Below are 16187 nucleotides of genomic sequence, written 5' to 3'. Positions count from 1 at the left end.
AGCGTTAGCGGGTTTTATATTCTTTAAAATCTTTCCGTCGATTCTTATTGTAGGTATTCCACATTTTCTGGAAATACAGGACATCGCTCTTGTCTGCCCATTCGAAATAGGCCGTTTCCAGTTCTTTTGCCATTTCAGGATATTTGCCGATCAGGTTGTGCTGCTCGGTACGGTCTTCCTTGATATTATACAATTCCCATTCATCTCCCTTAAAATTGGCCGAAACCAGCTTCCAGTCACCTTTACGCACCATGCGGTTGCCTTCATGTTCCGCATAGATATACCTTTCGGGCATCTTCTTTCCTTTCACAATCGGGAGGATGGATTTACCTGCCGTGGGCAGAATCGCTCTTCCCTGATATTCTTTCGGATAAGTGGCTCCTGCCAGTTCCACACAAGTAGACATGATATCGGAGAATTGTGCAGGCTGATGATCCAGTCCGCCTTTATTCTTCACATGATTGCCCCAGGAAATGATGCATGGGGTTGAGATACCTCCTTCGTGAGCATAATGTTTATACAGCGTGAACGGCGTGCAACAAACATTCGCCCAGCCTGTGCCGTAATGATGATAAGTTCCGGGCAAGCCCATCTGGTCGAGTTCGGCTCCCGTATGCGTATGATATTCGACTCCGGTCTGTTTGTCGAAACCAAATTCATGCCATTCGGCACAAGCTCCGTTATCAGACATAAACATGATAAATGTATTGTCCAGCTCACCGTTCTTTTTCAATTCATCCACTACCCGGCCGATATTCGCGTCCATCACATCCACCATCGCTGCAAAAATAGACATACGGCGTGCCAAGTCGGTCTGCTGATCTTTCGTCAATGAGTCCCATGCCGGCAACGGATGCGTTTCATCTTCAAACAGACTTTCGGGAACCACGCCGCGCGGACTAAGTTCCGGTTTGCCTTGCATCAGTTTCAGGTCAACAATCCGTTTCCAACGTGCGTCACGAATCTTGTCCCATCCCTGCATATAGAGAGACATATATTTATCAGTCACTTCTTTCGGTGCGTGCAAAGGAAAATGGGGAGCATTATAAGCCAGATACAGGAACAGCGGTTTCTTTTCCTGATGTGCCTGGTCGATGAAGTCAATCGCATAATCCGTTATCACATTCGTTGCATAGAAAGCCCCTTCTTCATAGTGTCTGGGGGTACGGTCTTTCGGCAAACGGGTATATACCGCCGGATTCCAGAAAGAATTGAATCCGCCCAGCAACCCGTAATACTCTTGAAAACCACGAAGAACAGGATTCGACTTGTTCCCCAAATGCCACTTTCCCGACATAGCCGTAAAATATCCGGCATCTTTCAAGACTTCCGCAATCGTGACATTATCCGAATTGGAACGGAATCCCGAATATCCCTTCGGCCATGCAGGGTGACTGCCGTCCATGTGTCCCAGTCCTGTTTGATGGGGATAAAGTCCCGTCAACAGGTTGGCACGGGACGGGCAACTGCGTGCACTGTTGTACATTTGCGTCATACGGACGCCATTCTCCGCCAGTTTATCCAATACCGGTGTATGAATCTCACCACCGAAGCAACCGAGATCTGAAAATCCCAAGTCATCAGCCAGTATAATTATAATATTCGGCTTGTCCTGCGCATAAGCCATCGGAACCAGAGCCAGACTGCCTGCTATCAATAAAGAAGTTTTCATTTGGTTTTATAATTAAAGTTGGGTTTGAATTTACCATTCTCATAGATCATCGGAATCAATCCGGGACGGCACGTCACTTTATACTCTGCCGCCTGTGCCCCGCGTGGATTGAAGAACATGGTAGCCCACCAGTTTCCAGCCTTATCCTGAAAAAGATTGTTGTGTCCTCCTCCCGTGATGGCATTGTAGCGCTCACTATATGGCCCATACACATTATCGGCTGTCGATATGATACAGTCATAACTATAACGTGTTTTCGGCGAAGTCACTCCCTTCTTCTCGATATAGGTATCTCCCTCTGCCGTACGGTGCGACCATATTGCTTGTACCAGATGATACTTGTTATCGTATTTGAAAATAAATGCTCCCTCAATATACGGTTCCGGATCGTATTTCTTTTCTTTCAACGTTTTCAGTTCCTCGGCCAATCCGCTCATATCCGGTTTCATACGGGCGATATAATGGTTGTGCCCGACAAAATAAACTGTGCCGTCCGTATCTTCAAACAAACTTCCGTCGATGTTCGGGAAGATGGCTTTCTCTTTGTTGCCTTCGATATTCTCGTACGGTCCTTCCGGTTTTCCGGTCTTACTGCGCAAAATAAAAGAACCTCTCCCGCCTGCCGACTCATTCATGCAGGCAACAATAAACCAGTTCTTCGCGCTTTTGATATAATGCATTTCCGGAGCCCACACTGCATGAAAGCGGTTGTCCATCGGATCACCGTTGATGGATTTTTTCTGATATTTCTCTCCTGCTTTATATACTTTCGGCTTCTTTTGCCAGGTGCCGTCTTTTTCCATCGACCAGATTTGTCCCATAGCTTCCCACGACTTCATATCTTTGGAACGCCACAGGTACAAACCGTCATTCCAGTCCCAGCAATGTTTCTGTCCCGGAAAATGACGATCGGGGGTAGAGGTAGTTCCTGTGATATAATAATAACCGTCAGGTCCCAACGTAGCCCAGGTGTCCCTCATCCAATAATCAAATGCCGGCTTTACAGATTTCGGAACACGTAGTTCCGGAGCGTTTGTATTTGCCGTTCCATATAACTGCGCTGATGCTGTACAGATGGAAATAAATCCTGTAAGCAAGATCAATCCTAATCGTCCAATCAATTTCATATATTCCTGTTTTATGTTTACGTATTCTTCCTATTTAAGATAATTAAACGGGTTCTGTTTAAAATGATAGCGTCTTTGCGGAAGAGGTAGTGGGTCCTGCAAACGTAATTCCCATGCCAGCAACCGGGTCAGAAGTTCCGTTTGAATTTCGCTATATTTCTTCTCGCCAAACAGATTATGAACTTCCGAAGGGTCTTTCTTCAAGTTGTAAAGTTCACCGTTTCCATAATGATTCATCACCAGTTTCCAGTCATCCTTTCTTATCATGCGTGAAGTGCCGCTTTGCGTCCAGGTGTTCAGTTCGTCAAAGTGGGCTATCTTGCCGGGAGTCAATGCGCCTTCCTGTTCGAAAGTCAGGGAAGCGTCCAGTCCGACGTCAGCCCCGCCGAAGCCTTGTTGAACCACTATACTGGAGAATTCTTCTTGGGGATAAGCCTTCCCGGTCAACATCGGCCACAAGCTACGTCCCTGAACGCCTGCCGGTATTTCGGCACCGATGGCAGAGCAGAAAGTGGGGAAAAGGTCGGCTATCGACACGTGGCTATCCATAGGTGCAGGCTGATTCTTGATCTGATAGCCCGCCCATACCATCGGAATACGTGCCAGGCTCTCGGAAAGTCCGGCTCCTTTACGGATTAATCCGTATTCTCCCCAATAATCACCGTGGTCGGAGAGTACAACAAAGATGGTATTTTCATATTGTCCGCCGGCTTTCAATGATTCGATCAATCTTTTGATCTGATCGTCTATCAACCGGATCATTCCGATATAGTTGGCACGGATTCGGGGCAGGTCCTGTTCCAGATTGGGGCAGGATGCATCTTCCAGTTCTGCCAGAATACGGTATTTCTCTCCTTTCTTTGCCAAATCCTTGCGCGATGTCTTCAATACGGGAAGTTTGTCTGGTGAGAACATGGAGTAATAGGGTTCGCATACCTGATAAGGGTTGTGGGGGTCCGGGAAAGATACCCATACGAAGAAAGGATTTTCTTTCTGCTTCTCAATCCATGCCAGTGCTTCGTTCACGATTTTGGTGGGATGCTGCTCTTCCAGGGAGATTGGAGAGGGTTCGAGCCATTGCCCTCTGGCTTGCTGATTCAGGAAACGGGCAGTTTCTTTCTCGGCGGGAGTCGCCTTTTTGTTCTTTCCCCAGTGTCCGTATTCAGACCAGAAGTCCAGGTCGGCAGGTTTCAGGTAAGCATGATTCTTGCCGACCAATGCTGTCTGATATCCGTTTTCTTTCAATACTCCTACCAAATCCTGTTGATAGAAGATGTCGGGGATATTGTGGTTCGTACGTACGTGAGTGGCAGAAGGGAAACGTCCGGTGAACATGGAGCAACGGGCGGGGGAACTGGCAGGCATCACGGTATATGCCTTGTTGAACCATACATTCTCCTGTGCTAGTTGGTCTACATAAGGAGTCACGTCAAGAGGGAACCCCTCTCTGCCGCAGAGATCGGCACGCTGCTGGTCGGTCATGATAACCACAATATTCGGTTTACCGTTCTGCGCTGTGACCGACAGAGGCAATCCCTGTATAGCTAGTCCTGTGATACAAAAGAGTGTATTTTTCATATTTGCTTATTTTAATCTTATAGTCTTTTATTCAAAACGGTGTACAATCATGGAACCGACTTCATATCATGTCCCATCGTTACAAAAATTTTCTGCATACCTTCCATATCCTTAATCGCCGCATCCGGACACACATCAAACGTGTGATCCTTTTTCTGACTTTTAGAGTTTCACCTTGCAAATGTGGTCTTTTCTATCCAAGAAAAACAGAAAAATAGTATTTAATACCTGCAATCATGTATAAAAATCAGTTGTCGGGCAACAAACTGAACATTAGTACTGTCCGTTTGAACAATCCTACGACCGTCCAAAACAAAAAAAGACGTATCTTTGGTCGTGAAAATTAATCAGAAAAGCCATGAGAACCACATCACTTAAAATCATCCTCTTATTTAGTCTCGTGCTCTTAAACATAAACCTGTCTACGGGACAGATACAATATACCAACATACGTTTCAAACAGTTAAGTATAACCGAAGGACTTCCGCATAACACCATTAATGCAATCACACAGGACAATCACGGATTCATCTGGTTTGGTACACGCAACGGCTTGTGCCGGTTTGACGGTTATAATATCAACCTGTTCGCACACAATGAAGCCGACAGTACCTCACTCTGCCATGACTTCATCACCCGTCTGTACAATGACTCACTCCGCAACGTTCTATGGATCTCTACCGATCAGGGCATCTGCAGCTATGACTACCGGACGGAAGATTTTACCCGTTACCGGATCAAAGGGAACACCAAAGATGATGTTTGTTTCCTGAACACCAGCGACGGTATGCTCCTGGCGGCCTGCAGCAACGGACTCTACCGTTACAATGAACAGGACAGCCTGTTCGTCCCTTTCCTGCTCAATGAAGAGAAGCCCCATGTGAGATACCTCGCAGAGGACGGAGACAAAACCCTGTGGATAGATACCAACAAAGGACTGATGCGATACAGTCTGGAAAAGAAACAATTCGTTTCCCTCCCTACTCTCATCCAGCCTTTTGCACAACAATGTAACAATGCTGTCCTGATCTCGTCCAACCAGCTTTTGTTGAATACTAATAGTGATTTCTTCGTCTACCACATACAAAGCAACACCCTGTGTAACCTCTCGAAAGACCTCGAAGTGAAAGATTTCCGGTGTGCGTCAACCGACTATACCGGAAATATATGGGTAGGAACGGAGTACGGCATCTTCGTGTTCAACAAACTCTACCAACTGATTGCGCACTACGAACAATCCGAACGGGATTTAAGTGCCCTGAACGATTCGCCCATTTACAGTCTTTATCAGGACAAGGCACATAATATGTGGGTGGGAACCTATTTCGGAGGAGTCAACTATTATATATTCGGCTCCGACCAATTCCAGATATATCCTTACGGAAGCAGTTTCAACCATTTGAGCGGAAAAGCTGTCCGCCAGATTATCAATGCTCCGGACAACGGCCTGTACATCGCTACGGAGGATGGCGGATTGAATTACCTGAACAGTAAAAAAGAGATTACCCGCGCCGAACGGCTTCACAAACAGATGCAAATCTACGCCAAGAACATACACTCTCTATGGCTCGACAAAGATAACAGCCTATGGCTCGGACTGTTCCTGAAAGGAGCTCTTCACTATATACCGCATCTGAACCGTACGGTGAACTATAATCTATTGTCGGAAGAGGTCTCGTCCGGCTTCTGCATCATCGAAGACAAAAACGACCACGTTTGGTACGGAGGTCCTTCAGGCTTGTTCCTGATCGACAAGAAAAAAATCAATGCCCGTCCGGAAAAGGTCTCACCGCTGCGCGTCTTCAATCTGGTACAATTCAATGACAGCATACTTTGGGCAGGAACCCGAAAAGGCAGTATGTTCCAGATAAACACCCGTACACTGAAAGTTACCTCGCTCCCTATCTTACCACACACCGATCTCTATGTAACCTATATCTACCCCGATTCGCACCAACGGATATGGATAGGGACAGACAACAACGGGCTTTATGTATCAGACCGCAACGGCAGCATCATCGCTTTTTACAGCAAAGAACAGTTGGGTTCCAACGCCATTAAAGGCATCATTGAGGATGAAATGAGTAATATCTGGGTAGGAACCGGAAACGGACTCTGCTGTATCAATCCCCAAACAAAAAATATAGACCGGTATACCACTGCCGACGGATTGCCCATCAACCAGTTCAACTACTCCTCCGCCTGCAAGAAACCTGACGGAGAACTGTATTTCGGAACCATTAACGGCATGATTTCTTTTTATCCGGAACAGGTACGCTCCGTCAATCCCCATTTCAACATTGCCCTGACTGCTATATGGAGCAACAGCGAATATATGTCACCCAATAATGAAAAGGCGTCCATCCCTTCCTCCATCTCCGAGCTGACAGAGATTACCCTGACACACGACCAGGCCCAATCCCTGCGTCTCGAATATTCCGGACTGAATTATCAATACACCTACAACACCCAATATGCCATGAAAATGGAAGGTATCGACAAAGACTGGCAGTTTGTAGGCAACCAGCATCAGGTACGTTTCTCAAACCTGCCTTCAGGAAGGTATATCTTAAAGATCAAAGCCAGCAAAGACGGCATCCACTGGGATGAAACGGGACAAAAAGACCTTGCCATCAGAATCCTTCCTCCCTGGTGGCTCTCATCGGGAGCATACCTTGCCTATGCGCTACTCTCCCTGTTAATCATTTACGCCGCATACAGATATACCAAAACACGTATCATCCTGCTCATGCGACTGAAAACAGAGCATGAACAGCGTGTCAACATAGAAAACATGAACCAACAAAAGATCAATTTCTTCACATACATCTCCCATGACCTGAAAACACCGCTAACCCTGATTCTGTCACCTCTTCAACGGTTGATCCAGCAGCCACAGATCAACAACAACGACAAAGAGAAGCTGGAAGTCATCTACCGCAATGCCAACCGGATGAATTATCTGATTAACGAATTACTGACGTTCAGTAAAATCGAAATGAAGCAGATGCATATCAGCGTCCGCAAAGGAGACATCATGCATTTTCTGGAAGAGTTGTCTCACATCTTCGACATCGTAGCCGGAGAACGGGAAATAGACTTTATTGTCAATCTGGAAGACACCGAAGAGGAAGTATGGTTCTCGCCTTCCAAACTGGAACGGATTCTTTATAACTTGCTCTCGAACGCATTTAAATACACACAACCGGGAGGATATGTCAAGTTGAGCGCCAAACTGATAAAAGAAGAAAAAGAGACATTTGTGCAAATCTCCGTGAAAGACAGTGGTAGAGGCATCCCTAAGGAAGCCCAAGAACAAATATTCGAAAGCTACTACCAGGTAGAGAAGCGTGACCACCGCGAGGGATTCGGACTAGGGCTGTCGCTCACCCGTTCGCTCATCCACATGCACAAAGGGGAAATACGGGTAGAGAGCGAAGTCAACAAAGGTTCGGACTTTATCGTCACCCTGAACGTATCGGAGGATGCCTACGCACCCGACGAACGCTCTTCCGAAAACATCACGACCGAAGAAATACAAAAATACAACCAGCGAATCAAGGAAACAATCGAACTCATCCCCGAAAAGCTGACCAACAAAGAGAAAGACTCCGGCAGAGAATCTATCATGATTGTGGAGGATAATAAAGAAATGAATGATTACCTCGCCAGTATATTCGGCGAGAAATACGACATCATACGTGCCTACAACGGAGCGGAAGCCTGCAAGAAGATAGCCAGACAACTGCCGAATCTGATTATATCGGACTTAATGATGCCGGTGATGGACGGACTGGAATTCACGGAACGCGTCAAGCAAGATGTAACGACCAGTCATATCCCCGTCATCCTCCTGACTGCCAAGACGGATGAAAACGACCATACAGAAGGCTATCTGCGGGGAGCGGACGCCTATATCACCAAACCTTTCAACGCCAAGAACCTGGAGTTGCTGGTACAGAATATCCAGAAGAGCCGGAAGCAGAATATCGAGCACTTTAAACAGGCGGAGGAACTGAACATCAAGCAAATCACCAACAATCCACGGGATGAGGTGTTTATGAAAGAACTGGTAGAGCTGATCATGGCGAACCTCACCAAGGAAGATTTTGGAGTAACTGAAATCACAGCCCATCTCCGCATCAGCCGTAGTCTGCTGCACATGAAACTGAAATCACTCACGGGATGCTCCATCACACAGTTTATACGTACCATCAAGATGAAGGAAGCCAAAACCCATTTACTGAACGGCATGAATGTTTCCGAAGCTTCATTCGCTGTCGGTATATCAGACCCGAACTACTTTACAAAATGTTTCAAAAAGGAATTTAATATCACTCCGACAGAGTTTCTCAAGCAATTGAAGTAATTCGCCGGAACTGGCACTTGTAAATCTCCTTATACTCTACAAAGTTTGAAAAAGAATATGTAACTTTGTAGTAATTATGAGTGAAAGTCAGAATATTGAATATAAGGAATCGTGGAGAGACGAATATCTAAAGTGGATTTGTGGTTTTGCAAATGCACAAGGTGGACGTATCTATATCGGTATAGACGATAACCAACAAGTGGTTGGTGTAGCAGACACCAAACGACTAATGGAAGACATTCCTAATAAGATTGTTAACTACCTGGGCATTGTAGCTGATGTAAATCTTTTGCATAAAGAGGGTAAAGACTACATCGAGATTGCCGTGCAACCGTGTAATTTGCCTATCGCTTATCACGGTATATATCATTATCGCAGCGGTTCTACCAAACAGGAGTTGAAAGGTGCAGCCTTGCAACAGTTTTTGCTTCGCAAAATGGGGCATTCGTGGGATGATATTGAAAACGAAAGAGCTACATTGGATGACATCGACCGCCAAGCTATTGATTTCTTTTTGCGTAAAGCCGTCGATGCCGGACGTATGCCAGTAGATTCATTGAATGAAACTACGGAAAAAGTACTCTCTAATCTGAATCTTATCGGTGGGGAAGGTAAGTTGCGCAATGCTGCTTTACTTCTATTCGGCAAAAATCCTGCAAAGTTTTTCACCAGTGTACAATTTCGTATTGGGAGGTTTGGTCGTGATGAAGCCGACCTGATGTTTCAAGATGTAGTGGATGGAAATATCATTCAGATGACCGATCGCGTGATAGAAGTATTGAAATCCAAGTATCTCATTTCACCTGTCCATTATGAAGGATTGCAGCGCATTGAACCTTTAGAAATTCCAGAAGATGCATTGCGGGAGAGTTTATTCAATAGTATTGTGCATAAGTTGTACACGGGAGTACATATACAAATGAAAGTGTATAATGACCGCATCCGCCTTTGGAATCCGGGGACACTTCCCGAAGGTATGACTATCGAACAATTATTAGGTGACCACGCTTCACAACCCCGGAATCGCCTTATCGCCGAAACTTTTTACCGTGCCGGATTTATTGAATCATGGGGACGAGGTATTCATAAAATTTATGAGGGTATGACGAAAGCAGGGCTCCGCAAACCGGAGTTTATAAATGAAGCCGGTGGCGTTACACTTATCATATATAGACCTAACAGAATTAAGAACGATGACCCTTTAAATGATCCTTTAAATGACCCTTTAAATGACCCTTTAAAACTATCATCATTAGAGAAAGATATATTAAAATTGATAGTAAAAGATAATCAGTCAACATATGATAATTTAGCCATATCTTTATCTGTTTCCAGTGCTACGATCAAGAGAGCATTCCGCAACTTAAAAGTGAATGGCTGCATTATTCGAAAAGGCTCGAAAAAGATAGGTTATTGGATGATAACAGAAAAAGGAAAATCTATTCTAAAGTAGAGTCGTAAGCTAATTTAAGCGATATAAATTTAACAGAATGTCTAAAAATATCACCGGTAATCAGCCTGCAACATCGTTGATTCAGCTAATTACCGGTGACAGATAGACACCTATAATCGACTAATACCTATTCTACCATTCCTGGAAGCGTAAATCGGCTTCCGGATTCTGACGACGAATCAATTCTTCATTGACTTGATAAGTAACACCGCCTTTCGTGTATTTATAAGAAAGTGTAAACTTAGGCTGTTTCCCTACAAATTCCAGTGATTCGGCTGCAGGATCTAATGTGGCGGATGCATCTGCGATAGCGACACTTCCCCCGGCCTCGATAGTCACACTTCCATCTGAATTGACTGTCAGATTCACCGATTCATTGTTTTCCAACGTTTGTCCGAAGCCCGGTCTGCGTACCTTGTTCCTGCCTAATGAAACAAAGTCGCGGGTCATATTCTGACTCAAATCCTTGTTATTGTATTCAGTCACCTGCTGGGTGGATAAGTTGGTTACTTTCCCTTTCACAAAGTAGGTGCCGTGATACTGGCTGACAAACTTGACAACTACAATACTGTAATCCTTCAAATTGCCATTCACGTCGGTACTTACTTCATCCTGATTGTGATTGACCAACCGGAAAGGGATGGCATAATGCTTATCCAAAGCGGCATCGTCATTATAAAAAGCATCGGAGAAAGTCACTTTCACATCTGCGATTGCCAGGTTCGGGTTGCTGATCGTCATCTTGTTCGGATCAGCCAACTGATAATAGTTTTCCGGCATTAGTGTCAAGCCCGTACCATCCAATAAAGACGGATCGATCTCGAACGTAGCCCAATCATCGGTATGCACTTCTCTTTTGCCGCCAATGGCCACTCCTACCTTTATCGACATATCTGTGTCGGCTACCAGTGTCCGCAAAGGTTTCTGCGAAGCAAAGTACACCGTACTCTTATCGTAGTCCTTTTCATAATCATCATAACAAGCAGTCATCAGAACGCTTATCAGCCCTATCCATAATATATTTAGTTTCTTCATTGTAAATAAGTATTTATATCAACCACATGTTATTCCCAACCCTGATTATTAATTAGATTCTTATTCTTTTCCAGCTCTGAATATGGCAGTGGAGTGAAATAGTTTTTCACTTCATATTTCCGTTGCTCCACCTTCTGTACTTTGAAGCTGAATGTACCGTCTTCATTGCGGGTGACGGCAACTCCTTCCACCTCTTCGTTCAACGGCAATACCCAGCGCCGCATATCAAAATAGCGATGATTCTCGAAAGCAAACTCCAAGCGGCGTTCATTCTGAATCAGCTTTCTGAACGAATCCTTACTTTGAGCTACTTCATCCAGATAAAGATCAAAGTTAATACCTCCTGCCTGCAAACGGATCGTTTTCATTATTTCATAAGCAGAATACAGACATCCCTCCCCTTTCACCGTCGGGTTGCCCCATGCCTCATTGGCAGCTTCGGCAAAGTTAAGAAGAACTTCCGATTTCCGTAATAAAGGATTGTAATGAACCGAACTTAACGTCTGGATCGGATTCAGCATAGCCGATTTCTTAGATACGAATTTAGCCAGGTAATAACCGGAACGTGTAGCATTCTCACTAAACGACGGAGAATCTTTTCCACCCTCGGACATATCCAGTGACTGACCGGAATCACCAAATGTAGCACTGTGGTAATAAACATTCAATGCAAAACGATTATCCAGTATGGCATAAAGCTGCATCATATCAAAGTCTGGATCAGACAAGTCGATACCCGAACGGACGTCAGTTGCCGGATAACCGTTCTTCGTATAAAAAGCCTTTACCAGATTATGAGAAGGAGTGGCACGGGCACTTCCATAATAGAACGGCGGGAAATGAAAACCTTCCAGCAGGTTATTATTAAAATACCTGCGGAAAGCATAATCGGAACTTTCCGTCTGAACATCGGCTATGGAAGAAGCCGTGACAGGAACAAAAGTACCGAAACCTTCCATACCCAGAATCTTATTAATCTCTTTAGCTACCGCTTCCCATCTTGCCTGATAAACTGTAGGGTTCAGTATTTCGAATTGTCCCATACCGGTAATCTTCGTCACGTCATCATCCTGCATGGCTGGGCTGGCGCTATATAAAAGCGCACGGCTTTTCAGAACAGCCGCAGCAGCTTTCGTGGCACGCCCGATTTGTGTATTACCAAACTCCAGGTCATCTCCCTGATATGCGTTCGGCAACAGTTCGATGGCATTATTCAAATCGTTTACAATAAAATTGACTGTTGCCTGATATGTAGGACGGAGGAACTCACCATTCTGCGCAGCTTCTTCCTGCGAGATAAAATGATCTGCCAACGGAATACCCAATGCTTTTCCGTTCTTACCCTTTCCACCGTACATCTTCAATAGTTCGAAATGCCACCATGCACGCAGGAAATACGATTCACCTTTCAGACGTAACTTGATTTGCTTGTCCACTTCCGGATCGGTACGGTTGTACTGCACCTGGTCGGTCAAGCCGTTTTCGAGGAAAGAGTTTACATAATTCAGCATGTTGTATGCATTGCTCCAGTTTCCAATCGGATTGTTAAACGCTGTCATACCGCCCATGCTTAATTTATAGACAGAAGAGCTACGCAAATTGGTCATTGCATTATCAGTAGCACAATCCAGAAAGTTATCTTCGAAGCAATCCGGACGGTTGGCTATGCCATTATAAGCTTTATATAGTACGCCTTGAGCAAGCTCCGGAACTCTCCATGTATCGGAGTCTCCGATCTGCCACGTCACCTTGGTATCCAATGTGTCGTCACAAGCACAAAAGAAAAACAGACCTGCTAAAACGCAACTTCCTAATATATGTTTCATATTGCCATCTATTAATTGTTCAAAATTAAAATACAAAAGAGACTCCACCTGTAAAGCTACGTGTCACCGGATAGTTGGTCACACCGGCATTCAGCAGTTCAGGATCCAGATCCTTCACGGAAGAAAGCACGAACAAGTTGGCACCACGGGCAAAAACCTTGATCTTTTTCACCACCGAACTCGGAGAGAACTGATTGAACGTATAGCTCAACTCGACATTCTTCATACGGAAGAAACTTGTATTCTCCAGCCAAAAGGAAGAATTACGGAAGTTGTTCTCACCGGCAGTTGTTGTCAGACGAGGATAGCTTCCGGTCGGGTTGTTTACCGGATGGTAACGGTCTAATGCCAGTTTGGAGTATTTACTTTCTCCGTTGTTCCAATAATAGGCATTCGTTGCCCAAGTGTGAACACCCAGTTCGGAGTATCCCTGAAGATACAGCCCCCAACCTTTGTAGCTTACGCTGAAGTCAATACCCAGTGTAGTACGCGGGAATGAGTTTCCAAGTTCTTTCACATCACGACCATCGATAACCTTATCACCGTTCAGATCCCGGTAGGCAATGTCGCCCTCCTGATAATCGGCAAATGTCTGGGTTGCATGTCCGTTGATAGCTACGTCCTTACCAAATAATCCTTCGGCAACCAATCCCATCATAGCATCGGTAGAGCGTCCTACGGTGTAGCGGTATTCTTCACCATGTTTCACCTGATTCCATTTCAATACTTTGTTCTTTGACCATACGAAATTGGCTCCTACCGAATAAGACCAGTCGTTGACGCGGTCGCTCCAGGTGAACATTCCTTCTATACCGTGATTCAAGACAGAACCCATGTTATCCTGGTAAGTAAAGTTGCCTGTATAATCCCCGTAAGATGCATCGACAGAACCGATGATGTCTGTATGTTTTTCACGGAAATAGTTTATTTCGGTATATAAGCGGTTGTTCAGGAACAGACCTTCCACACCGATGTTCCATTCTGCCGCCTTTTCCCATTTCAGGTTCGGATTGCCTGCACGGACAAAAGTAGAATAGTAAGCCGTAGCACCGTTGTTCGTTGTTCCGAATCGGAAACTGCCGTCTTGTGCCCAGGCACGTTCATACAATAAATGTTCCGTGCTTCTGTCATATCCCAGAATACCGGCACTGGTTTTCAGTTTCAGGAAGTTCACGTATTCATTGTCTTTCAGAAAATCTTCATTGCTTAGAATCCAGGCAAGCCCCCCCGCAGCCGAGAAGAAATATTTGTTTCCCGGTTTGAAACGGTTGCTTCCCATCAATGCCATGTCGGCTTCCACAGCATAACGGTGGTCGTACATATAGTTCAGGCGCAATGCGTAGTTGGCATTGATGATGTCTTGGGTCACTCCCTGATTGGTTGTTTTCGAGTACATATAAGTCAGGCGTGCCGATACATCGTGTTTTTGATTGAATGTATTCTCATAACCGGCAAAAGCATTCCATCCCAATGTCTGTTGCAGGGTAGTCGACTTCCGGCTTTGTGAAGTGGCTACATCTGTTTTCTTCATCTGGGTGTACATGATTTTTTCCTCACCGGCAAAGTCACGGTATGTCTTGATGGCATACGTCGGATAGACTTTGCTCAAGGAAAGTTGCAGGTAATCATAGTTGTCGAAAGAGAGGAAAGCTCCGGCTTTCAATCCTTTCGTCAGCATATCAAGATCAAATTTCAAACCGATATTGGTCTGGCTACGCGTATAGCGTTCGTCTGTATATCCTCCGTACATGGTTTCCGCATAAGCATTCATCGGCTGCCGGAGGCTTGCACCGAACAAAGGAATCCCGTCCGAACCGCCTGCCAGTCCGGTTTCTTCCGTTGACATTGTCAGAGGGTATTCATTCGGGCGGTGAGTAGACAAGGCCGTAAATACCTGTCCACAGTCCAGTTGTCCCCATTTGCGCATTTCCATACGTCCGGCAACGTCTGCGGATATAGTCAGGAAATCCGTTACGTTAAAGTCGAGGTTTCCGCGAAGCGTCAAGCGGTTCAGTTGTGGAGTATAGGCAACGTCTTCAAATCCGCTACCTCCTACATATCCGGCAATCAGTGCGTAACGCACTCTGTCGGTACCTCCCGTCATATCGAATGATACTTTCCGGTAATTGGCATTCTTATTCAACAACTGATCATATAAATCAACGTTCGGGTATAACAGGTCATTGGCTCCTTTGGAGTTTTTATATCCTTCCAGTTGCTTTTGGTTATAGTAAGGAGTCATCCCGTCATTGGCACGCGCTTCATTATACAGATTAGCATACTGATAGGAATTCAGGAAATCCGGTGTGCGTGTCATCTGCACCACTCCCACCTCGGCAGTGGCATTATAAATACGGCGGTTGGCCTTTCCTCTGCGGGTAGTTACCCAAAGTACTCCATTCGCTGCACGTGCTCCGTAAAGAATCTTAGCAGTGGCATCTTTCAGCAACTCGATACGTTCAATTTCTTCAGGAATCAAATCCGCAACCGGACGTTCCACACCGTCGATAATAACAATAGCCGTATTTTCCGACATACCGTGCTGGCCACGGATATATAAATCAGGCGTATTATTTCCCAATCCGCTGACCGTAGAGCGGACCTGCAAACCTAACATTTTACCTTGCAGCATATTCGTCAAAGTCAAATCCGGAAACGTTCCGAACTGCCCGTTCTCCAGTACACTCGTTGCACCTACTTCATTCCCTTTATATGTCTTTCCGCCATCGGCTCTGTTCACCAAGGATTCTCCGGTCAGGAACAGAGGCTCTTTCTTCAGGACAATCTTTTCAGGAACGATATTGCTACCTGTCAGTTTATACACTTTATCCTCGTATCCCAAAGCTTCGATCATAACGGTTGCGTCATTCTCCACTTTCGTCTGAAAACGTCCCTTTTCATCTGTATATAGAACGACTGCACCTTCTCCACAAATGATAGAAACATTCTTCAGCGGACTACCTTTCTCGTCGGTAACAATAGAAACTATTTCCACCAAAGGCTTCTTCGCCGACTTTCTCTTTGATTTATTTTGTGCGAAAGTCAGGCTAGAGCCAACGATAAGGACAAATATGAGCCCTATCAGTCTTATATATCTAATCTTGTTTCTCATATACTTTTCTTTATT

The 16187-nt window shown here is 45.1% G+C and carries 8 protein-coding genes; 2 read left to right on the top strand and 6 right to left on the bottom strand.

The genetic code is table 11. The features are described from left to right. Window positions 1-4: 4 nt before the first annotated feature. Genes I2I13_RS03050 through I2I13_RS03040 form a run of 3 tightly spaced genes read right to left on the bottom strand, consistent with a single transcriptional unit; the run spans window position 5 to window position 4377 of the window. Window positions 5-1672 carry an arylsulfatase gene (locus tag I2I13_RS03050; protein ID WP_167511915.1) on the bottom strand — a complete coding sequence of 556 codons (1668 nt, stop codon included), beginning with the start codon at window positions 1670-1672 and terminating at the stop codon, window positions 5-7. Continuing rightward, a complete protein-coding gene (locus I2I13_RS03045; RefSeq protein WP_148367782.1) occupies window positions 1669-2799 on the bottom strand; it encodes a family 43 glycosylhydrolase in 1131 nt (376 codons plus the stop codon). The genes I2I13_RS03050 and I2I13_RS03045 overlap by 4 nt, the downstream gene beginning before the upstream one ends. 30 nt (window positions 2800-2829) lie before the next feature. Beyond that, window positions 2830-4377, bottom strand: a complete 1548-nt coding sequence (locus I2I13_RS03040; RefSeq protein ID WP_195648729.1) for a sulfatase — start codon at window positions 4375-4377, stop codon at window positions 2830-2832. A 358-nt stretch (window positions 4378-4735) separates the two neighbouring features. On the opposite strand from I2I13_RS03040, the gene I2I13_RS03035 reads away from it, so the two are divergent. Together I2I13_RS03035 and I2I13_RS03030 are read left to right on the top strand one after the other, a co-directional pair. Further along, window positions 4736-8746, top strand: a complete 4011-nt coding sequence (locus tag I2I13_RS03035) for a hybrid sensor histidine kinase/response regulator transcription factor (RefSeq protein WP_195648728.1) — start codon at window positions 4736-4738, stop codon at window positions 8744-8746. A 76-nt stretch (window positions 8747-8822) separates the two neighbouring features. Further along, on the top strand, window positions 8823-10199 hold the full coding sequence (locus I2I13_RS03030) for an ATP-binding protein (protein ID WP_195648727.1): 1377 nt from the start codon (window positions 8823-8825) through the stop codon (window positions 10197-10199). A gap of 132 nt (window positions 10200-10331) precedes the next feature. Here the strand turns inward: I2I13_RS03030 and I2I13_RS03025 are convergent, their stop codons facing one another. Genes I2I13_RS03025 through I2I13_RS03015 form a run of 3 tightly spaced genes read right to left on the bottom strand, consistent with a single transcriptional unit; the run spans window position 10332 to window position 16172 of the window. Beyond that, on the bottom strand, window positions 10332-11234 hold the full coding sequence (locus I2I13_RS03025) for a BT_3987 domain-containing protein (RefSeq protein WP_195648726.1): 903 nt from the start codon (window positions 11232-11234) through the stop codon (window positions 10332-10334). A 29-nt stretch (window positions 11235-11263) separates the two neighbouring features. Continuing rightward, entirely contained in the window at window positions 11264-13060 is a 1797-nt protein-coding gene (locus tag I2I13_RS03020; protein WP_195648725.1) for a RagB/SusD family nutrient uptake outer membrane protein, read from the bottom strand. A gap of 25 nt (window positions 13061-13085) precedes the next feature. Beyond that, entirely contained in the window at window positions 13086-16172 is a 3087-nt protein-coding gene (locus tag I2I13_RS03015) for a SusC/RagA family TonB-linked outer membrane protein (protein ID WP_195648724.1), read from the bottom strand. Between the last annotated feature and the right edge of the window lie 15 nt (window positions 16173-16187).

The organism is Bacteroides sp. D55t1_190419_B8, assembly GCF_015558905.1.
In the GTDB taxonomy this organism is placed as follows: domain Bacteria; phylum Bacteroidota; class Bacteroidia; order Bacteroidales; family Bacteroidaceae; genus Bacteroides; species Bacteroides vicugnae.
This window is presented reverse-complemented; position numbering and strand designations above follow the sequence as displayed.

Coding starts and splice junctions, on each gene's coding strand:
- I2I13_RS03030 (WP_195648727.1), top strand. CDS start 8,823: ATGAGTGAAAGTCAGAATATTGAATATAAGGAATCGTGGAGAGACGAA.
- I2I13_RS03015 (WP_195648724.1), bottom strand. CDS start 16,172: ATGAGAAACAAGATTAGATATATAAGACTGATAGGGCTCATATTTGTC.
- I2I13_RS03050 (WP_167511915.1), bottom strand. CDS start 1,672: ATGAAAACTTCTTTATTGATAGCAGGCAGTCTGGCTCTGGTTCCGATG.
- I2I13_RS03020 (WP_195648725.1), bottom strand. CDS start 13,060: ATGAAACATATATTAGGAAGTTGCGTTTTAGCAGGTCTGTTTTTCTTT.
- I2I13_RS03025 (WP_195648726.1), bottom strand. CDS start 11,234: ATGAAGAAACTAAATATATTATGGATAGGGCTGATAAGCGTTCTGATG.
- I2I13_RS03045 (WP_148367782.1), bottom strand. CDS start 2,799: ATGAAATTGATTGGACGATTAGGATTGATCTTGCTTACAGGATTTATT.
- I2I13_RS03035 (WP_195648728.1), top strand. CDS start 4,736: ATGAGAACCACATCACTTAAAATCATCCTCTTATTTAGTCTCGTGCTC.
- I2I13_RS03040 (WP_195648729.1), bottom strand. CDS start 4,377: ATGAAAAATACACTCTTTTGTATCACAGGACTAGCTATACAGGGATTG.